Raw genomic sequence first — 20,889 nt, 5'->3', positions numbered from 1 at the left:
ATAACAGGGATAAAAATTGAGGTATCACAATGATGTTGAATAATTTTGAAACCGATTCAATATTTACGCCAGAACAAGTTTTGGAGAATCGGGGCCGAGTCGCCATATTTATTGATGGCTCAAATCTATTTTACGCTGCGCTGCAACTAGGAATTGAAATCGATTACACGAAGCTGTTATGTAGATTAACTGGTGGTTCTAGACTACTGCGGTCTTTTTTCTACACTGGTGTAGACCGGACAAACGAGAAACAACAAGGGTTTTTGCTGTGGATGCGCCGCAATGGCTATCGAGTCATTGCTAAAGATTTAGTCCAGCTACCAGATGGCTCTAAAAAAGCTAACCTGGATGTAGAAATAGCAGTAGACATGATGGCGCTAGTAGATTCTTATGATACCGCAGTTTTAGTAAGCGGGGATGGGGATTTGGCATATGCGGTAAATTCAGTCAGCTATCGCGGCGTGCGGGTAGAAGTAGTGAGCTTGCGTTCGATGACTAGCGATAGCTTGATTAATGTAAGCGATCGCTACATTGATTTAGAAGCCATCAAAGAAGATATTCAAAAAACCCCTCGCCAAAGCTATCCATACCGACCATTATCTGGGATCGGTTTTTTGGAAGATCCAAGAACTAGTGATGGACACCTAGAAATCCAAGAATAATGGCTCATCAATTTCATAAAAGGGGGAGACAGGGGGAGAGAAAAATTAAAAATTACTCCCCCACTCCTCCCTTCCTTTTTTTACCTTTGATTTGTTTATTGATATTTAGTTTAGTTGCTTGCAGCGATAAATCTCCCCTAGCTTCTCAAGAAAATTCTGCGGCTTCATCTAACGAAGATAGCAATTTGACTTTCTTTGATGTCACCTTAGAACAGGCAGATGAAGTGGGACGACCAACTTGGAAAGTCCAAGCTAAAAAGGCAAAATACACCAAAGAAAAACAAATTGGTCAGGCTGAAAGTCCTTATGGTGAACTATACCAAGATGGCAAAGTAGTTTACCAAATCAAAGCAGATGTTGCAGATATTGAACAAGATGGGAAGCAGTTGTTTCTCAAAGGTAGGATATTTGCCACAGATCCCAGTAATGGAATTATATTGCAAGGTAATGAATTAGAATGGCGACCCCAAGATGATTTGTTGATTGTCCGCAACCAAATTAACGGTAATCATAAACAACTACAAGCTGTAGCGCAAGAAGCGCGAGTTAAAACCCGCGAACAGCGTATAGAATTTTCTGGAAGGGTAGTAGCTAATTCCTCTGATCCCCGATTACAAGTAAGAACCGAGCATTTGATTTGGAATATTAAAGAAGAAAAATTGATTGGCGATCGCCCTTTAGAAATTGACCGTTACAAAGATAATAAAATTAGCGATCGCGGCAAAGGAAATTCTGCCGAAGTCAACTTAAAAACGAAAATTGCCACTATTAAACAGAATGCTCAATTAGAATTACTAAACCCGCCAGTGCAAATAACTAGTAACTCGATGACCTGGAACATGAACGCAGAAACTGTTACTACGAATTCCCCCGTACGGATGTTCCAACGTGCCGAAAATCTTACCGTGACCGCCAATAAAGGTGAAATGAAAATACCACAAAAAACGGTTTATTTAACAGGTAACGTTAACGCCATTGGTCAGCGTCGCCAGTCTTTGAAATCTAATACATTAACTTGGTATTTAGACAACAAGTTAGTTGAAGCTCAGGGAAATGTTGTTTATCAGCAAGTTGACCCAAGATTAAATTTTACAGGTGAAACAGCCGTTGGTAATCTGCAAACAGAAAATATTGTTGTCAAAGGTGGCAGTTCTAGCGGTAGGGTAGTAACAGAAATTATTCCCCAAGAAAGAGCCAATCGTCAGTAGTAGAATTAGGGGGAATGGAGAGTAGGGAGTAGGAAATAGGGGGGACAAGGTGAAAGACTTGTCCCCAAGTCCTCTTACCCATTCCCCACCCCCTGCAACGCACTAGGCTAGGATTTTAGTACTACAAGTCTTTTGATAACCTAATGAACGGATCAAACCAATTAGCTAAGGAATCCTTGCCAACATCCCAGCAAGCAGAGCATTCCCACCATCACAATACAGACCACCAGCATAAAGATCATACTCATGAAACTGGAGAGCAGGCTCATCCTCACGTCCATACCGAAGAGTCATTACGACGAATTGCCAATCGATTATCGCGGATAGAAGGTCATGTTCGTGGTATCAAAACAATGGTGCAGCAAAATAGCCCTTGTCCTGATGTTCTACTGCAAATTGCCGCAGTCCGGGGCGCATTAGATAAGGTAGCACGAATTGTTTTGGATGAACATTTAACTGAGTGTATTGCTAGAGCCGCACAAGAGGGTAATATTGAGGTTGAAATTAAACAGTTAAAAGCTGCTTTAGATCGATTTTTGCCTTAAAAATTAGAAGAAGAATGTGAAATACATTTGCAAAATTGGTGATGCACTAACAGCGATACATTAAAATTCAATAGTGCATCATGATATTCACAATAGCAACATCAGCTTGTGAACTGATAGTCAATCTATTTTAATAAACTTTCTCTGCTTTTTCCTGTTCCCTCCTAAAAACGGGAAACGAGAAAATAAGCTTATTCAATAAGATAATTTGCTGTATAGCAACGATGGTTTTGAGCTAGACTATGATCGGAGAAAACTATCAATTTTACTATTCCTTAATTGGCAACCCAGACAAACCACCAATTCTTTTTTTGCACGGTTTTATGGGCAATATAGATGAATTTAATGAAGCCATAAAATTATTATCTGACGAGTTTTATTATTTAATACTTGACCTTCCTGGACACGGCAAAACTAAAGTTTTGGGTGGGGACGAGTACTATACGATGGCAAACACTGCTGATGCTTTAATAAACTTACTGGATCAGTTAAAAATTGCTAAATGTTTTTTAATTGGTTATTCAATGGGTGGGAGATTGGCTTTATACCTCACTCTGCATTTTCCAGAACGTTTTCATAAAGTTGTGTTAGAGTCAGCTTCCCCAGGTTTGACAACAGAATTAGAAAGATTAGAACGCATTAAACTTGATACGCAAATAGGCAGAAAACTGACAAGAAGTCTTGGAAAAAGTGATTTTGTAACTTTTTTATCAAATTGGTATAATCAACCAATTTTTGGTTCTATAAAAAATCATCCAGAATACGATCGCATGATAAAAAGTCGGTTGCAAAATAATCCACAAGAATTAGATAAATCATTGCGCTTCATGGGTATTGGATGCCAACCTTCTTTGTGGGAAAAGCTACAAATAAATAAAATACCTCTGCTCTTACTAGTCGGTGAATATGATAAAAAATTTATATCTATTAATACAGAAATGGCTCAAATCTGTAAATTTGCTCAACTAAAAATAATTAGTAATGCTGGACATAATATTCACTTTGAAAATACTTTGGCATTTGTGGAAAATATCAAAGATTTTTTGTATGCAGCAACTTAAAAATTAGGATAACTTCACTGGCTTTTTGGCAACTTCTTTCCTGCATTGCTAGAAGGAGTTCGGGATGGTGTCGAATTCGGGGTTTTTAGTTGATTAACTGCGGTTAATTCCTCTTGTAACATTTTCTGATAAATCTTAGGTAAAGAGCTACTAACAGAATTAGTTTCTATACCATATCCTAGACTTGTCCAGGTGGGAGAGAGCCGCCGCAAAACATCATTTAACTTTCCCTGACGCAACAGTTGAGAAATATCTGTTCCCCAAACTTTAGAATCATTTAGCCAACGGTAAACAACTACATCTTGATATTCTGCTTCAAAACTATAAGCAGTCCAAAACATCATTTGCATTGGATTTGGGTGATAAAGGGGGGCTAAACGATACCAAGTAATATTGATAATTTGATATCTGCCAGCAGCCGTAGAACAATTACCTGTATTTGGTCCTGTAACAATTGTGACGCATATCTCAGGATGTCGGCTAAGGTCGTTGACTTTTTGTCCACCATATAACAGCGAATAGGGACGATTACCACTCGCTTCACTCGCCGAGATGGTTCGCATTAAAGCGCGGATATAGGGGTCGCCCCCTTTCATTACCAAAGGCGGCTGTTTAACTGCAAAGATGGGATCAGAAGGCGATCGCAAGTCTCCAGTAATATACCATTGCAACAAATACACAAAGCCAAGAAGCGCGGCTATTGGCCCAATAAGTTTTTCAACACCTTTGAATTTAAAGCCCTTCAGAGTCCGACTCCTTCCAATTCGCTCTTTTTCTTTTTACTCACAAAAATTATCGACGAACTCATTCTGGCAAAGTTCACTCTAATACATTCGTAGGGGCACAGCAAGGCTGTGCCCAAAGCGCGTGTTGTATCCAAGCAAAAGAGTTTTAACTCTAACTCGCCACTGGTTGATTACGCGACATTAGCAAATAACTCACCAAAAGTTTTGGAAGTAGCTTCAGGTTTGGCAACAATTTCGACAATTTTATTGCGTGCATCCGCTTCAAACAACGCCTCAACAGCAACTTGGGCGACTTTTTGCCTGGGGATGCTACCGTCAAAGAGTGTATCAGCACTCTGCATTACGATCGCGTCGGTGTTATCTTCATTTTTCAACCCACCAGGTCGCACAATCGTATAGGTAAGACCACTTTTCTGGATATACTCTTCAGCTTGTTTTTTCCACACTAAAATCAGCCAAAACAAGTTCAGTGGATGGAATAACTGCGAAGTACACAAAGAAGAAACTAAGATAAAATGCTCAATTCCCTTTGCCCTAGCACCTTCTACTAGATTTTTAGTTCCTTCAAAATCTACTTTATAGGGACCAGTGGGGTCAAAGCTAGGTTTTGCACCAGTAGCAACCAACAAAACTGTGCTATCTCCCAACGCAGCATTTAAACTTTGTGGTTGTAACACATCACCTACTACTAATTCGGCTTCAGGAGGCAGAATACCCCTAGCTTTCTCTATATCCCTTACCAAGGCTCGGACGGGAATATTCCGCGCTATCAACTCTTGCACAATCCGGCGACCTGTTTCACCCGTTGCCCCTGCTACAAATGCTTTCATGAGAAATGCTATCCTGGGAAACTATTGTGTGCTTGTTCAGTTCTTTATTTTAGTAATTCTATGGAGTTGATGGCAGATTAATGAGGTTTCGGTAAAAATGATATATGAGTGCGAAATCACCCAGGTACGTGGGGAATTATTGATATAGACGAACGCCAAAGTATACATTAATGCATTTATGCTTTCAAGAAAAGCCGAATATAAATCCTGGGAAATAACAGAAGCAGTTTTACCTGTAGCCTCCAGCCAAGAAGAAGCAGAGGACATATTAATAGAAGCAAATGTAGCGACGGCCACAAAATTTTATGGTCGTTATCAAGATTTTATGGAAATGCCTGCCTCAGCAGAGAAGGTTGCTGAGTATCTTAATAATCACGCCTCATGGTTTTCCCGTTGCGCTGAACCCATGAAGGTGCAATTACTTGGGGAAAATGGCTACGCTTTAGTAATTGGTCGTTTTGGTGCTTTTGGTTATGATGTAGAACCAAAAATTGGTTTGGAATTGTTGCCCCCGGATGAGGGTATTTACCGCATCCGTACAATCCCTATTCCTGATTACCAACCGCCTGGTTATGACGTAGACTATCGGGCATCTCTACAGTTAGTAGAAAACGATACTTCTACTAGCATTGGTGAGGTTACAAGAGTTGAATGGGAATTGGATTTAATAGTTGATTTGCACTTCCCTAAGTTTATTCAGCGATTACCCAAATCTATAATTCAATCTACAGGCGATCGCTTACTTAACCAAATTGTCCGTCAAGTCTCCCGCCGCTTAACTCGCAAAGTTCAAGAAGATTTTCATAAATCTTTGGAAATACCATTTCCTACTAATTCTAAGCAAAAACGGTGAGCCAACAGTTTTTTGTCATTTGTCAAAAATTAATGACAAATGACAAATGACAAATGGCAAAGGACTAAGCTTTAGTGAGAATTCTTTGGACAATTTGCACACCAGTCACAGCCTGCCAAGCAAAAAGTCCCAAAAGCGTGAAATTTAGCAAAATGTGAGTTGCACGCGCCCAATTTGCCCCTTTTTGCATATAAGGCGACAAAGCAGCAGAAAATGCAATCAGACCCGTCATGCCCAGTCCTGCCAGTAGGTGAGGCCCGACAAATAACTTGCCATTATTGATGTAAGTGACACCCATCCCTCCGATCGCACCTACTACCATCAAAGCTAGGAGTATAGACCCGATTTGGTAGTGTCTAACGTTATATCTACCTTTAAGCAGTTCTTTCTTTTCTTCCCCCTGAGCATTTCTGGTACGCTGGAGTTGCAGCCCCAAGTAAGCAGCATAAATTGAGAGTACTAATAGCGCCCACATGAGCACCGGATGAAAGAAGTTCAGCCAATATTTCACCGATGCAGAAAGTTCCAGACTCATAGTGTTCTCGCCCAATTATTAAATCTTCATAAAAATTAGCATAACTCTATTTCCTGTGCTTAAAGTTGCACAAGCTAAAAGAGGCTGAGAAAGACGAAAAAACAGAAGAGTGAAGCCTCCCTCAGTTTAATTTGCATCAAGTCAATAGCCAGAATGTTTGCCAAGACTGGATTTATTAAATTTTAATTTTAAATTTTGAATTTTGAATTGCATAACCCTCTTGCCAAAGTGGATAAACAATCTCAGACTAAATTTTGAGGGTAGACGAACAAAACCCCCTGTGGGGGATCTCATCCATGACTGAAAACAATGATACTTTGCTGCTAAAAGCGGCTAAAAGCGGGGATATTAAGCATCTGTGTGCCCTAATAGCTGCTGGTGCGAGTGTGGACGCGTGTGATCGCCAAGGCACGACAGCATTAATGTTTGCTGCCAATTTAGGTTACACCGAAATTGTGCGATCGCTGCTGGATGCTGGGGCAAATATCAACTTGCCCAGAAAACTCTATGGTTTGACGGCTTTAATGTTGGCGGCTAGTGCCAAACAGCTTGACATTGTACAGCTTTTACTATCTAAAGGTGCTGATGTAAATGCCACTAATGAAGATGGCAGCACAGCTTTAATGGCAGCTGTACTCAAAGGCCATGTCGATATAGTGCGACTCTTATTGGCTGCTGGTGCAAAGGTGAATATCGCAGACCAAGATGATGATACTGCGTTGAAACTTGCCGTTAAGCAGGGAAAAATAGAAGTTTTACAAGTAATTCTCCAAACTGGTGTCGATGTCGATATCCGAGATCAGGAGGGTGAGACACTCTTAACATTAGCGGCAGATTTGGGACATTTGGAGGTTGTGGAAGCACTGCTAGCAGCAGGGGCTGATGTGGATGTGAAAAACGCTGATGGTGGAACTGCCCTATCGGCAGCAGCTGCTGCTGGACATAGTGCGATCGCAGCAGCTTTACTAGATCGAGGTGCTGAAATTAATCTCCAAGACCAAGATGGCGAAACTGCTCTACACCTTGCCGTTGTAGAAGGCTACATTGATGTCGTGCAAGTGTTACTTAACAAGGGTGCAGATGTCCAAATTAGGAACCACCTGGGTGATACACCACTGCTCGTAGCAGCATTGCAGGGGCACAGCAATATCGTCGAAGCATTGCTGCGTTCTGGGGCAGATATTACCGAGAAAAACCTTGGCGAAGTACCTTTGACGCTGGCTACATCACAAGGACACAGCCAAACAGTGAAAGTGTTGCTAGACTATGGTGCTGATGCCAACACTCCGGGCGATGATGGCAAAACTGCTTTGAGCAAGGCAACCGAACGCAAGCACACAGAGATAATACATTTGCTGCTGGCAAAGGGGGCGGATGTGAATTTTCAAGACTCAGCGAGGGCAACAGCATTAATGTGGGCTGCCTCAGCAGGTTACAGCGAAATTGTACACGTATTATTACAAGCTGGGGCAGATATGAATTTGAAAAACCGGGGTGGTTATACTGCTTTGATGATTGCAGAATTTAATGGTTATAAGAATGTGGTGCGGAGTCTGCAAAAAGCTGGGGCGCAAGAATAGTTATCTGAATTCTTTAACTAAAATATTTTCAGAAATATCTTGACAAATCATTAAATGAAGGTTATTTACTTAAATACCAAGGAGATTTAAAAAGCCAAGTCTAGGCGTAAGAGACAAAGAAAGCAAAACTCCGTCGTAGCTGTTGTGAACTTACTACGGCGGAGAAAAGAAAAATTAAAACGCTAAGGGGGAGCAGGCGAAATGCTTGCGCCACAAGGATAGAAAGAAAGCAAAAATGAAGAAGTAAATTTACCTTTTACTTTTTACCTTGTACCTTTTACCTAGTCTCTCCCTCGGCGTTTCCTACTGTGCTAGATGTGCAAAATATATAGTTTTTACTTTAAGAGAAAAGTATTGTAACGATCATTTTTTATGTATCCTCCTAAAGACTGAATATAAACGAATCTCAAAAAAGGTTGATGTGCGACCATTTGGGCGATTGCTACGGCAGTCAAAGAAAAAAATAAAGAAAAAATTAAATTTATAGGACTTATGCACTGAAGCCTGAAATCTAGATCCCCCCTAGCCCCCCTTAAAAAGAGGGGAACTTCTAAAGCCCCCTTTTTAAGGGGGTTGGGGGATCTGAGTGCGTAAGTCCTGATTTAGTATGGTAAATCCTCAGTCACCATCGGTTTAATCATGACTTGACCAAGCAAAAATGGCTAATAACTATAAAATTTGTAGAACAACTAGTGTCATATCATCAGTGTTTTGCTTATCAGCACCGATGAATTGCTCAACTTGGTCAAATAAGTAATCCACAATCTCTTGTGGCCCATTGCAGTACTTGCAAGCTGTATTGAAGCCAGTGACAAAATTATCTTCATCGAAGCGATCGCCACTAGCGGCGGCGGCATCGGTCAAGCCATCTGTATAATAAATAATTGTATCCCCAGGCTCTAATTGTGCCTGGGCATCTTCATATTGGCTGTTAGCATCCAAACCGATTAACATTCCTAGAGTATCTAAACGGCTGACAGTTTTCGTAGCTGCGTGCCACCATAACGGAGGATTGTGTGCCGCATTGCTATAAGACAAAATTCGGTTGTGGGGATTATATTCTGAGTAAAATAGCGTTATGAAGCGGTGGGAATTTTCCAAATCCGCATACATAACTCTATTTAAGTTTTGCAGAATTCCGGCTGGGGAATTACCATGTAGTACTTCACCGCGTAGCATTCCCCGCATCATCGTCATAATCAGCCCTGCGGGGACACCCTTGCCCATGACATCTCCAATAACCAAACCCCAGCGACCAGTTTCTGTACCATCTTTGGCCTTGGGCTGAATCTTATTGTGATTAGTAGCAATAAAGTCGTAGTAGTCTCCGCCGACGCGATTGGCCGGCTTACAGCGTGCCGCTAAAACTACACCAGGGATTATGGGACATTGACGTGGCAGAAGTCGCCGTTGAATTTCTGCGCCAATTTCTAGTTCTTGGTCTAGGCGTTCTTTTTTTCTTAGTTCTACAGCTAGTTCATCGTTTTCGATCGCTACTGCTGTTTGGTCTGCTACTAACCTAACTAACTTTTGCCTGGTTTCTGTCCAACTATATTCTGGATCGCGGCTCAAGACATAGAGCCATCCCCGTTCTGTATGCTTTACCAGAATCGCTGTGCCAAAGATTTGTACATCTGTCCCCAGATAGCGATGCATCTGGTCATCCAAAATCCCGGTGGCATTGGCTAGAGGGGCAGTATTGGATACAAGCGGGATTTGACTGCTGGCTATTTCTAACGCTTTGCGGATATTCTTGCGCTGTCCACTATCTTGCCAATGTAACTGCTCTAACCTGACTTGACCATTTTTGTAGAGAAACAGGGCGCTGCCGTCTGCATCTGTCACTCTTGTTGCCATCAGCGGGATCAGCTCCAAAAACTGATTCAAATTATTGAAACTTCTCAGGGCAAATCCTAAAGAACTTAGCAAATCTTGAATTTTGTTCTGTTCCCGGTGCAACCTTGCCACGAGTTCTTTAAGTGCTACGACTGGTGTGACATCTGTCGCGGCACTACTATTGTTGTCAGTGGGTTGAGAGGGCAGTTGAGACACAGGCACAGGTACTATTGCACTTTATATTGGCAGATTTTAGATTACTTATAAATCTTTTGGCTTTGGCATTGCTAAACCATATTTAGACAAGACTTGTCATTTTAGCAAGAGTATAAAGACGTAACAGGCAACTTTTCTCAGTATTTTATTGGCTTATTGTATTTTTGATCGAATATTAGTAATTTCAAATCATGTATTTTTAATCAAAAGCCAACCCGTAAAAATTACTAGTTTTCGGTGATAGTTAAGAAAGATTTTCATTTTTTCATAACTTAATTCCCAAAGCATATCTCTATAGTCATAAAAATACTTTATTAAAAGGATAATTCATCATGCTTTCAGAGTAGCCGTTTGGGCAGAGGCAACTAGGAGACTGGAAGTTTTTTCAGTAAAAACCTCTATAACGACTCAAATCGAGCTTGGGTCTCGTAAAAACAGACTTAAACTGAATTTCCATACCTGAGAATATATAAATAAGTATTCAAATACTTAATTTGTATACCATAATTGCTGGAATAATCGCCAAGATTGAGCTTTTAATTTTGAATTTCTCGTTTTGAATTGCCAAATATGCAAAAATTTAACCCATTAAAACGGAATAAAAGTGAGATAACCCAATCTTTTGAGTTAGCGGTAACAGACTCAAACCATTAACCTGTATTGGATTTTAGGAGTAGTCATTTGGTAAGTGTAAGATATGAATAGAAGAGATGACACTAAATCTAAAAAAATATCCTCCAAAAAGTTTAAGTTAAAAGCGAGAGAGAGGGTTTTAGTTTAACCATCAGAGTTAAAACCTCTCGATTGACTACAAGAAAATATTTGTAGATACTTTTGCAAGTAGGAACTGAAAATACACCTGAGAGTGTTGAATCAGCTTACTTACACCAATTCACTTTTTAAGTCCACAGTGGACGATTTTATGAAGTTATGATGTCGGAAGCCGTCCTTTTCCTAATGTCGGCGCTGGGCAAACAGATGAAGCTCGTACTCCTACTTTTAAGTAAGTTACGTGCAGTGTGCAGCTCTCCCAACTCCCGAACGCAGTTCCTTCTCCTGTAGTTGCCCCTGCGCGTAGCTTGCTTCTCTGTTCGCAAAGCGAGGAGTACAAGTCGCTATAGTCAACACAACCAACCTGTGGAGGCAAACCATTCCACAGTGCTGGACTCATCCGCGCTGGCTCCCCAACGCATTGCTCACCGTTAGACAGCTGTCCATCCTCCAATAGCTGTATTTGTGGGGGTGAGCGTCTCGCTTGCCCTTTAAATTGCTACAAAATGGAAGTTTGCGGAGTTTTGCGTGTTGCAACTAAATGCCCATTCAGAGCGTGAAAAAAGGGCATTAGCTTGAGATTTTAACAAAAGTTACCCATTTATGCTGACAAACTCATGATTTATAGAACTTGATCTGTTTCTAGTCTTTTCTTTCTAATTAGTTCAAGTGATAATACCAGATCAGTTATCCCTAAACTTATTAGTTGTCAAGAAAAATATTTAACTCCCAATTAGCCGCTCAATAGAGCTTCAACAAACTCATAGCTAGAAAAGGGACGCAAATCTTCAATTCCTTCGCCAGCACCAATAAAGCGAATAGGTAAACCTAGCTGTTGCACAACGGCAAGGGCAACACCGCCTTTGGCAGTGCCATCTAGCTTGGTTAAGACAACGCCACTCAGTTGGGCCGCTTGGGAGAAAACTTCGGCTTGCCGCAGTCCATTTTGACCTAAAGTGGCATCTAGAACTAAAAGAGATTCAACTTTGGCATTTGGGGCTTTTTTGTCGATAATTCGCCGGATTTTGCCGAGTTCGTCCATTAAATTTTTCTTGTTTTGCAGTCGCCCAGCTGTATCTACCAGAAGTAATTCTGTTTGCCGCGCTTGGGCGGCTGCGATCGCGTCAAATACAACTGCTGCCGGGTCTGTATTCTTTCCCGGATTGGCAATTACTTCTACACCACTTCTACTACCCCAAACTTTCACTTGTTCGACGGCGGCGGCGCGGAAGGTGTCTGCTGCGCCAATCAAGCATTTATAACCAGATTTTTGTCCCAAGTGAGCAATTTTGCCGATGGTAGTGGTTTTACCGGCACCATTCACCCCAGTGATTAACCAAATATTCAGGATTTCTTTTTCTGGGGTAAAGCTAGTTTTCTGGGATGCAATGCTTGGTGCATCCAGCATATCCCGGAGGATTTTTTTCAGATAAGCGATCGCTTCTTCAGGTGCAGTAACTTCTTCTCGAAGTTTTGTCTGTAAGGCATTAATAATAAAGTCTGTTGCCTCTACACCCACATCAGCTTGCAGGAGCAATGCCTCAATTTCTGTCACAGCAGCTTGGTTTAGCGGCCCTTGACCAACGATCGCCTTCAGTTGGTTGAGAATACTCCGGCGAGTTTTGTCTAACCCTTGCCGGAGCTTTTTCAGCCAGGTAATTTCTTCAATAGAAACGTCTTCTGGACTTCTACCTTGATCTGCTAAGACTTTCGCCGACCAGACAAACCCATCATCAAATACCAGTCCAGGAATTTCCTCTCCTGTGTCTGAAGTTGCAGCTACTGGCTGTACTACCTCTGGTTCTGGAACTTCAATGGCGGTAGCCATTAGTTGTTCCAGCTTGGCTTGCCGTTCTGCTGCTGCTCGTTGTAAGAAGGATGAGGTGGCTGGTGCTGTTGGCTGTGTTGCCTCTGGCGTAACTAATGTTTCAATAGATGTTGGTTCAGTTTCACTTGTCGTTATTTCTGGGCTTTCAACATCTGGATCTTCAGCAATTGCTGCTACTAAGGAATCTTCTGCACTTTCTTCCTCAGTAGCAGCTTGAATAACTTCTGGAGGTGCTGTTTCTGGGGCTGTACTAACAGGTTCCTCAGTTGTTTCTGGTTCAGTGATTTCCGTAATTGCTGTTTCTACGGTTTCAGCTTCTGCTGAGTTATCTGCTGAATCAGGCTGAGTTTCTACTACCTCGACTTGTTGTTTTTGCTGAATATTTTTGTAGGCAGCTTTAGCAAACGCTAACAAGTCTGGTGCAGTTTCAGCAGTTGGTGTTGACGTTTCGGCTGGCTCTGGTTGGGGTTCTTGTGCAGGAGGGGTTTCTTCCTGTTTTTTATCAGAGGGAGTCTCAGAGGAATCGTTATATTTACGACGGAACCAATTAAAAACCATTGCAGCAGTATTAGTTCTATGAGTTATAAGTTATAAGTTATGAGTTTAATTTAAGTTTGCACTTTTTCTTGTGGTGAAAACTTCCCGGTTATCCTCACCTTTCAACGCTAGTTTGAAAAGAATCGCTATAACTACGAGCTTCGCTTTGAACGTTCGCTCGGAGGAAGCCGCAGAAGCGGCTACAGACTTTTCTCCACGGCAATATAAAAATTATGCTGTTTTTTTCTGCTCAATGACTCGGCGCAAAACACCGTTAATAAACCGATGACCATCGTCTCCACTGTAGCGTTTAGCTAACTCTACAGCTTCGTTGATGGCAATGCTGTCTGGAACTCCTAAAAACTTCATTTCTGCCACAGCGATTTGCAGGATATCGCGGTCAATCTGGGCGAGGCGAGTTACTTGCCAATCTACTAAGGCAGTAGAAATGAGTTCATCTATAATGTGTCGATTTTCGTTGACGGTAATCACAAGCTCTTTAGCGTAATTACGAACTCCCTTATCCTGATTCGCTAGCTGGATCAATACTGGGAAATCCATTGCTGTACCCAACTGATTGATTGCTGTCTGGGTACAGGCGATCGCTTCTTGGAGCATTGTTCTCGCAGAATTGAGGTCGGAGGCCCGAGTTTGGCTACTTAAAAGGCGGTCATTACTGCGTTGCAGTTCACCTGCGGCATTATCGAGGGTATCTTGCACTTCTGAAGTCAGAGTGCGTACTGCTCCTAGCACCAACTTAGATACTAGTTGATCATCTTCCAATTTATCTAATTTTTTGGGGTTTACTGGCAATTGGCTAAGGCTTAAAAGCGCCAATTCACGAGCAATTTGCTGGGGTTTACGAGGTTGCATAAAACTGAGGGGTGATTGTGCAAGAACTGATTAACTAGGCAGGACAAACTTATAAGTCTATCAATTTTGGCACAGTCAAACAACAACATTACGCATTTGCTTGTGACTTTGCCAGATTGATTTTAAGTTTCTTCAACGGGAATAACCTGCTGCTTGATTTCGTCGTGTTTTATTTCTAGTGTGGACTCTTTAGGGAAAAATAAGGGCGTATTGGGAGCAACAATCCCACCTGATACAACTATTTTAAAGGCGTCTTCAATTGATATGGAGAGGTTTACCACCTCGTCTTCAGGAACGACTGCGTACCATCCAGTAGTCGGATTCGGGGTGGTGGGTATAAAAACACTTAGCACGGGGCGAGACATCTGGGCTTGGATATCACTGCTGATTACACCAGTGACAAAAGCGATCGCCCAAATGCCTCGACGGGGATACTCTACCAAAATTACCCGACGAAACTTGCCATTAGAATCTTTTAATATTGTTTCTAAAAGCTGTTTTAGCGTTTTGTATACCTGTCCTGCTAAAGGAATTGCCTGTAAAAATCGCTCACCAAAATCTAACAACCACCTACCAGCAATATTCCGAGCCATCAAGCCCATCAACAAGATGCTTAATAGTGGTACAGCTAAACCTACCAATAGATTCAGTAGATTTACCAAGAATGGATTTAACCCATCAAAGGGATTTAGTTGTTTGGGGATTTGGGTGAGGAAGTTGATTACCCAAGTAGCAATGGTAATCGTTAGCCAAATAGTGGTTGCAAGGGGAATTACTACCAACAAACCAGCGATCAGGTCGTTTTTTAAGTCCTGTTTTAGGCGATCGATTACCAAGCCCCGATTCTCCTGTTTTAAGCTAGAGGAACTTTTGTTATTGGTATTCATACCAGCAGATTCGTCAAATTCCGAAGACTTTAACTTTAGGCAGTTTCTACCGCAAGTAACTGTCCAAAACGCTAGCAGCTTGGCTGCCGCCGCAAAAACACGTACTTGTTGCTGGAAATCAGCTATTTTCCTACAAGCATACACATAGACATTAACCAATCCAACGCTGACTGGTTATTCTCAAAGGATGTTACTTTTCTTTGTAAGACTTGTAAATGATTGTTGCAAGTCTCTTGGGTATTACTAATCTACCGCGCTCAATCAAAAGCTGCTCGTGATTGTAAAAGTCAGAGCCGATAAAGAGAAGAATTATTTTATTTGGTCAGTCACTGACATTTGAGCAGGTGCGGCTTTTATGAAATGCTCTGTTAAAAATATTAATTTGTTATGGTGGTTCTCGTTTAACGTGGAAAACGCGATAGGGACGCATAGCTAGCTATGCGTCCCTACTTCTGGATTCTGATTTTGCGATCGCGTACCCTCCAATCGCTGCTTGTTGATTTTACTGGGATTCCTTCTAATCTCCAATCTCTTTCACGCCACATCAGCCTGTGTTGTTTCAGAATCAGCACACTGCACCTGTTGTGTACTCTCTTGTGCCAGAATTGCCGTTGTGTCTGAATTAGGTTTTGGTAGATACTTCATTTCCCAGACTTTGAGCAAAATCAGGTATTCGTAGAATGCCTGCAATGTACACCAAGCAAGTCCGGCGCGTCCATCTAAACAACCGCCTAAGATAAAATACATATATATAAACCGTAGCAATGGTCTGGCGGGTAAACGCAAAGACAAATCTTTCAAGGCGCGGCGTTTTTCGACTTCCGATTTGCCAAAGAATAAATCTCGCCAGTTAACTTTTCCTTGTTCTAGCTGATACAGCGTTTCTTGAGCTTCATCTGTAGAATAACGGTTATGCTTGTCAATCCAACGGTTCAAACCTTTGCTACAAGTGTAGTGTGGGTATGTTTCTTTTAAAAAGCTAGTTGCACCCTCACAAACTTCCCGCTCAGTATGACCATAGTCTGTAAACCAGACTTTACCGTGGCAAAAGAGGCGCATTTGGTAACGGGGATACTGTGTGCTGTAGCGAATCCAATGATTCATGAACATGACACGTTCAGCCACGTAGTAACCGATGTAATCTGGATTCTGACTTACCTTTTCGCATTCCGCGAATAGTTCTGGTGTCATGCGCTCGTCAGCTTCGAGAATATAAACCCATCCGTGCTTTGGAGGGATAGACTCTAACATCCAGGTGCGTTGGCGTCCGTGGCTTTCAAAAGCGTGTTGGACGACGCGGATGGGATAGCGACTAGCGATTTCTACAGTGCGATCGCTACTGCATGAATCCACAACAATTATGTCATCCGATAGCATCGCCGATTCTATACAAGCAGCAATATCTAATTCTTCGTTATATGTCAGTATGTAAATTGAGAACATTACCCAAGTTTTATAGCGATTTTACTCAGTGATAATTGCCTTTTTATTGTTATTAGCTACTAGGCGCATGGCAGTATAAGCCGTCAATAATTATTGGATACGTTCTACTGCCATACCGATAGTGGATTAGCGTGCAGTAGCTCTAGGTTTACCACCTTGTACAGCACCCCTGCCTTTTAAGCCTGTCCAGCCGATGATAATGTAACCAATAGACAACAGCAAACTGCTAATCCCAATCCGCAGTCCAGACTTCCAAGCATTATCTCTAGCTTGTTGCTGTGCTTCGTCTCTGCGCTGGCGAACTTGGCTTAGTTGTTGACTTTGTAGTGTCTTAATATCTGTTTGTTGTTCGATAGCTTTGTTAAGTGCTTGGGGATCTGTTTTAGCCTTCCTCAACAAATCTTTGATATTTGCAGGAATTTGAGGACTCTCAAGTGCTTGCTTATATCTCTGCTCATCCTTAAGGATTTCACTAAACTGAGCTTTGGTTTGGTTTCGCAGTTGCTCTAGTTGAGCTTTTCCTTGCTCAGTATTCAATTGTGCTTGCAATTGCGATAACCGAGCGTTCAGTTGATTTTCTGCCTGATCTGCTTCTTGGGTGATTCGGTTGAGTGTTTGAGTCTTAGCTTGATTGACGTTATTAAGGTGTAGGGGAAAAATCAGCAAGAACATCAACCCTAAAATACTTGAGAGGATCATAGCAGGAAATCTTAAATCAATACCTTGGGGGCGATCGCCTCCTGCATCAGCACTATCAATCCAATAGGCAGCAAATAGAAGTCCCAAACCTACTAAAGGAACAATTCCCCGATCAACTAGCGCTGTTGCCAAGTTGATTTGCCATACCCGATTAGTTGGTTGAAAGGGTAACAATAGAATAAAAAAGTCAACGAAAAAGGACAAAATGCAGATTATTCCAACTACTTTAAGTGTGAGGGCAGTAGTCACGGAAGGAAAACGGTTAACCATAATTTTTCAAACTGGCGGTGAATACGAGTGATTTTCATATTTCAAGCTACTTGAATATTGTCCCCATGATGGTAACTTTTGTGTAGAAACACAAAGCAGATTCAATACTGGTAAAGGCTATCTGCCTCTTGGTTTTCAACTAGGCCACAGTAGCATTTGTTATGTAGAGTGTCTTCAGGAAATTCCTGGTATTTGAAGATACGAAGCTAATGCGGGGTAGTAAGAAAAGACTGATTAATTACCCGATCTCCCTTATTGCAGTTTTCAATCGGTCGTAACGCGGGCCTTTTGTCGGGTCATACAATTAGCTGTGCGCCTGTAGCGGATCTTGCATCCATACAAAAATTGCTATATCTTCCTTATCTCCTCATTTTTCTATCTCCCCTGCAAGGGCTTGTTCCCAAATCGGCAGATCCTCCGGTCGGTCAACATCGGCTAGAGGCGACAAGTTTATATGTGATAAATTCAGTTTCTGGGCAATATCCACGGTTTTCTGGAATACTTGAGCAGTTCCCCACTCGATGTTAACGAATAACTCCGGGATAGGTTGGCGCAAACCAATTAAGTAATATCCACCATCGATCGCAGGGCCAAGTACCAGGTCAGAGGTGTGTAACTTTTCAAAGGCTGTCGCTAGAATCTGGGCATTGACTCCAGGACAATCTGTACCGATGATAATTACATTTTCTGCACCAGATTGAAAGGCATCGAAAAGCGATCGCGCCATCCGCGAACCTAGATCCCCTTCACCTTGAGACTGGTAAACTAAATCCAACCCCAGCCAGTTTTGCATAAGTTGCAAATCGCCACCTGCAAACCGCACTTCCATAGATATGTCAATGACTTTTTGCAATTCTTGAACCTGAAATATTGTATGTTCAGTCATTTCCCGTTGAAGGTTGGCAGCACCAACAGTTCCCAAAGCAGGAATAAGTCGGGTTTTAGTCTTCCCAGGTTCTGGATAGCGAGTGAAAATAATCAGGTGCTGTTTTGATTTTGCTGGTAAATTCAGCACACAATACCTTATTTAAATGAACTAATAATATTTTAATTTAAATAGAGTTATTCAATAGCATGAATGTGTTTCATCTCAGATTGATTAGTTACATCCACTATCCTTATCAGTCCGCATTGCGCCTAGTAAAGTTGAAACGAAGATGCACGCTTTAGTACCACTACTATTTCGAGGTATGAAGGTAATTTTACCCAGTTCTCCAACTCCATTTACAGAACCATCATACTTAAACTGTACACGATAGTAGTTAGGAGGGTTTTGAGTAAAAGTGGAAGTAAATGTAATTGCTTTAGAGTTATCTGCAATCAAAGATTTTCCATTCGTGCTTTGACATTCATTTGAAGAAATTACAGGTTGTATTGAAGCTAAAACTTGATTGCCATCATCCCAAAAACAAGCTTGCCAACTAACTCTTTGTTGTTTAGCTTTAGCTTGAGCATCACGCAGTAATGTCAAGGCTGTATTTTGAGAGGTATTTATTCTCTGTCTATTTACAAATCCCAGCCAACCAGGAATAGCGATCGCAGACAGTATTCCAACCATGATAATAACAACAAGTAATTCAATTAAAGTAAAACCGGCATCTGACTGCCTTGAAGGTAGTTGATTTTTCATATTTTGTTTATAAACCAGCTATTTATGACTGTGGAATTTTATCAATAACACCACGCATAAGTACTTGAGATTGTAAAACTGGACGGAAATTATTACTTGTTACCCCTGATTTGCCGTTTGCATTACCTCTCAGATATAAAACTACGTCTTGATTGATACCAGTTTGAGCTATTTCTCCTGTTGTGCCTACAGCAGTTCGCACACAGGCAAAAAAGCTAGTACCGCTTGCAGGACTGCGGATATAGCCAGCGTTACACGAAGGAAGAGTAGCTGGAGGTGTTGCATCAGGAGCATCAACAAAATCTACTAAAGTGGCAGTACCATCTGCTGACGGGAGAGATGCTTGCAGATTAGCACCATCACTGGTTTTTCTTGGCCACATTTGAAAGGAAGTACTATCTGTTCCATACGGATCTACATATCCTGTAGATAGCGTAAAAGTTTTCAATTCATTAATATTTGCATAGTTATATTTACTTAAAGCATACCGTCGAATTCTAGATTTTCCCGTCCAAGTGGGAGGAACGCTACTATTATCCGTTGACTGTAAATAAACGACTAATGTATAAGTCCGACGCTTAGTTATGAGGTCTTTACATTCTTGTTCTTTGCCGGTAGTTACAGTACTGCAATCACCTAAACCAGCTAAGTCACTATCAGGAATTGTTTCTGGTTTCCAAAAAGCCAAAACTGGTTTTTGAGTAGAAGTAGTAAATGATGCTGGTAAGTAGTTTTGTAGTCCTGGGCAATAATTGACGGTTGCGCCAATACTAGCCGTTGGAGCAGTACCTTGAGGCGTTGTTGTCAGACAATTATTATCATAAACATACAAAGCCTCCCGTAATTCTGCGGTTATGTAGTTCAATGCCATTTGCATTTCTTGTTGGGTTTGATCACGGGCATTTTCTCTGCTGTTCATTTGTAAGATATCTACAACCAGTGATAACAAAGCTAAGATAATCACAGTACTTATGATTAGAGCGACTAAAAGCTCTATCAGCGTAAACCCTGATGTTTGGTTTTTTTTAGAATAAGCCCAGTAGCAATTTAGTAGCAATCTCAGGTGTTTTGTGTTCATAGATTTTCAGACTGATTAAAATAGCAAAATATGACATCAGAACATTACAAAACAAACATCCTCTAATAAAGTGTTTCAATTATCTAAGGACAAGAGGACGGTTTAGGGAGTTTTAGACACAAAAACCTTTTATATTGAGTTAGTGAATCTCTAAGGTCGCTGCGAGCCACAGCCGTGTACATCACAGCTAAAGGAAACTTTCGCTGGTTTCCAGTCCCTGTCGTGAATTTCAGAGATGCTTGGGTTTTTTGGAGTCCTGACTCGTCTTTAGATAAGGATGAATACACTCTCACCCCCATTTGAAAAGCTACTATTTGAGTTCCATTACTAATTTCTTTGGTGCGGAATTTTTGTACGTAAAAACTAGGCTGACTAATGTTATCTGTGTAGACAGGACAAGCAACATCTGCTGTGAAAGTAGTACAGGTACTACTACTAAAACTCGTCGGTGCATCCACTGTTTCTACATTAGCTGTCGCAGATGCAGAAGGAGGTAAGTCAGTATTAGCATAGATTCCTTTTTCTGCCAGCAACCTTACCTTATCAATTTCGAGTTGAGCGAATTGTCTTACTTGTTCAGATTTTTGATTTTGAACACGAGTAGCTACTACCAAAAAAATTGGAGGAGTAATTGCTACAAGAGTGACTGTAATTACTATTATCGCCATCAAGGATTCTATAATTGTGAATCCTTGTTCTGGATGTAGCTTGGCAACTATTTTTTTTAACTCAAGATAAGTTTTGAGTTGTCTTGAGAGGTGTGAGTAGCTGTTAATTGGTAGCATATTAATCTCCTCCAAT

20 protein-coding genes are annotated in these 20,889 nt (G+C 41.3%); 6 read left to right on the top strand and 14 right to left on the bottom strand.

Annotated elements, in window-relative coordinates:
- Window positions 1–32 precede the first annotated feature (32 nt).
- The 4 genes from H6G26_RS03055 to menH all read left to right on the top strand — a co-directional run bounded on the left by H6G26_RS03055 (window position 33) and on the right by menH (window position 3,476).
- Entirely contained in the window at window positions 33–662 is a 630-nt protein-coding gene (locus H6G26_RS03055; RefSeq protein WP_041565095.1) for an NYN domain-containing protein, read from the top strand.
- A complete protein-coding gene (lptC, locus tag H6G26_RS03050; RefSeq protein ID WP_190727869.1) occupies window positions 662–1,870 on the top strand; it encodes an LPS export ABC transporter periplasmic protein LptC in 1,209 nt (402 codons plus the stop codon). Before H6G26_RS03055 ends, lptC begins: the two co-directional genes overlap by 1 nt.
- Window positions 1,871–2,013: 143 nt before the next feature.
- Window positions 2,014–2,415 carry a metal-sensitive transcriptional regulator gene (locus tag H6G26_RS03045; protein ID WP_190727868.1) on the top strand — a complete coding sequence of 134 codons (402 nt, stop codon included), beginning with the start codon at window positions 2,014–2,016 and terminating at the stop codon, window positions 2,413–2,415.
- A gap of 242 nt (window positions 2,416–2,657) precedes the next feature.
- Window positions 2,658–3,476, top strand: coding sequence for a 2-succinyl-6-hydroxy-2,4-cyclohexadiene-1-carboxylate synthase (gene menH, locus H6G26_RS03040; RefSeq protein ID WP_190727867.1), 819 nt, complete (start codon window positions 2,658–2,660; stop codon window positions 3,474–3,476).
- A 14-nt stretch (window positions 3,477–3,490) separates the two neighbouring features.
- On the opposite strand, the gene H6G26_RS03035 is transcribed toward menH, so the two are convergent.
- Window positions 3,491–4,186 carry a glycoside hydrolase family protein gene (locus tag H6G26_RS03035; RefSeq protein WP_190727982.1) on the bottom strand — a complete coding sequence of 232 codons (696 nt, stop codon included), beginning with the start codon at window positions 4,184–4,186 and terminating at the stop codon, window positions 3,491–3,493.
- 206 nt (window positions 4,187–4,392) lie between these two features.
- Window positions 4,393–5,052: an NAD(P)H-binding protein gene (locus H6G26_RS03030; protein ID WP_190727866.1), complete on the bottom strand. Its 660-nt coding sequence runs from the start codon at window positions 5,050–5,052 to the stop codon at window positions 4,393–4,395.
- A gap of 178 nt (window positions 5,053–5,230) precedes the next feature.
- Between H6G26_RS03030 and H6G26_RS03025 the strand changes: the two genes are divergently transcribed.
- Entirely contained in the window at window positions 5,231–5,905 is a 675-nt protein-coding gene (locus H6G26_RS03025; RefSeq protein ID WP_190727865.1) for a DUF1997 domain-containing protein, read from the top strand.
- Window positions 5,906–5,969: 64 nt separating this feature from the next.
- Here the strand turns inward: H6G26_RS03025 and H6G26_RS03020 are convergent, their stop codons facing one another.
- Window positions 5,970–6,440 (bottom strand): DUF4079 domain-containing protein, encoded by a 471-nt coding sequence (locus H6G26_RS03020; RefSeq protein ID WP_190727864.1) that lies wholly within the window; start codon window positions 6,438–6,440, stop codon window positions 5,970–5,972.
- 296 nt (window positions 6,441–6,736) lie between these two features.
- Here H6G26_RS03020 and H6G26_RS03015 point away from each other — a divergent pair, with 296 nt between their 5' ends.
- A complete protein-coding gene (locus H6G26_RS03015) occupies window positions 6,737–8,020 on the top strand; it encodes an ankyrin repeat domain-containing protein (protein ID WP_190727863.1) in 1,284 nt (427 codons plus the stop codon).
- A gap of 669 nt (window positions 8,021–8,689) precedes the next feature.
- Here the strand turns inward: H6G26_RS03015 and H6G26_RS03010 are convergent.
- The 11 genes from H6G26_RS03010 to H6G26_RS02960 form a co-directional block, all read right to left on the bottom strand.
- Window positions 8,690–10,078: a SpoIIE family protein phosphatase gene (locus H6G26_RS03010; protein ID WP_190727862.1), complete on the bottom strand. Its 1,389-nt coding sequence runs from the start codon at window positions 10,076–10,078 to the stop codon at window positions 8,690–8,692.
- A gap of 922 nt (window positions 10,079–11,000) precedes the next feature.
- Window positions 11,001–11,243: a hypothetical protein gene (locus tag H6G26_RS03005; RefSeq protein WP_190727861.1), complete on the bottom strand. Its 243-nt coding sequence runs from the start codon at window positions 11,241–11,243 to the stop codon at window positions 11,001–11,003.
- Between the two features lie 333 nt (window positions 11,244–11,576).
- The gene (gene ftsY, locus H6G26_RS03000) at window positions 11,577–13,229 is read right to left on the bottom strand and encodes a signal recognition particle-docking protein FtsY (protein ID WP_190727860.1); all 1,653 of its coding nucleotides are present in this window, start codon (window positions 13,227–13,229) and stop codon (window positions 11,577–11,579) included.
- 210 nt (window positions 13,230–13,439) lie between these two features.
- On the bottom strand, window positions 13,440–14,081 hold the full coding sequence (nusB, locus tag H6G26_RS02995) for a transcription antitermination factor NusB (protein ID WP_190727859.1): 642 nt from the start codon (window positions 14,079–14,081) through the stop codon (window positions 13,440–13,442).
- A gap of 122 nt (window positions 14,082–14,203) precedes the next feature.
- Complete coding sequence (locus H6G26_RS02990; RefSeq protein ID WP_190727981.1) at window positions 14,204–14,968, bottom strand: DUF502 domain-containing protein; 765 nt, start codon at window positions 14,966–14,968, stop codon at window positions 14,204–14,206.
- A gap of 534 nt (window positions 14,969–15,502) precedes the next feature.
- The gene (locus H6G26_RS02985) at window positions 15,503–16,411 is read right to left on the bottom strand and encodes a glycosyltransferase family 2 protein (RefSeq protein ID WP_190727858.1); all 909 of its coding nucleotides are present in this window, start codon (window positions 16,409–16,411) and stop codon (window positions 15,503–15,505) included.
- A 126-nt stretch (window positions 16,412–16,537) separates the two neighbouring features.
- Complete coding sequence (locus H6G26_RS02980) at window positions 16,538–17,380, bottom strand: HpsJ family protein (protein WP_190727857.1); 843 nt, start codon at window positions 17,378–17,380, stop codon at window positions 16,538–16,540.
- A gap of 367 nt (window positions 17,381–17,747) precedes the next feature.
- Entirely contained in the window at window positions 17,748–18,395 is a 648-nt protein-coding gene (locus H6G26_RS02975) for a TIGR04282 family arsenosugar biosynthesis glycosyltransferase (RefSeq protein WP_190727856.1), read from the bottom strand.
- An 84-nt stretch (window positions 18,396–18,479) separates the two neighbouring features.
- Window positions 18,480–19,010, bottom strand: coding sequence for a type II secretion system protein (locus H6G26_RS02970; protein WP_190727855.1), 531 nt, complete (start codon window positions 19,008–19,010; stop codon window positions 18,480–18,482).
- A gap of 22 nt (window positions 19,011–19,032) precedes the next feature.
- Entirely contained in the window at window positions 19,033–19,929 is an 897-nt protein-coding gene (locus tag H6G26_RS02965) for a hypothetical protein (RefSeq protein WP_242053575.1), read from the bottom strand.
- Between the two features lie 242 nt (window positions 19,930–20,171).
- Window positions 20,172–20,873: a type II secretion system GspH family protein gene (locus H6G26_RS02960; protein WP_190727853.1), complete on the bottom strand. Its 702-nt coding sequence runs from the start codon at window positions 20,871–20,873 to the stop codon at window positions 20,172–20,174.
- Window positions 20,874–20,889 lie beyond the last annotated feature (16 nt).

It is taken from the genome of Nostoc sp. FACHB-888 (genome assembly GCF_014696655.1).
Classification (GTDB): Bacteria; Cyanobacteriota; Cyanobacteriia; order Cyanobacteriales; family Nostocaceae; genus Nostoc.
Note: the sequence above shows the minus strand (reverse complement) of the source record. Positions and strands in the feature narration are given on the sequence as shown.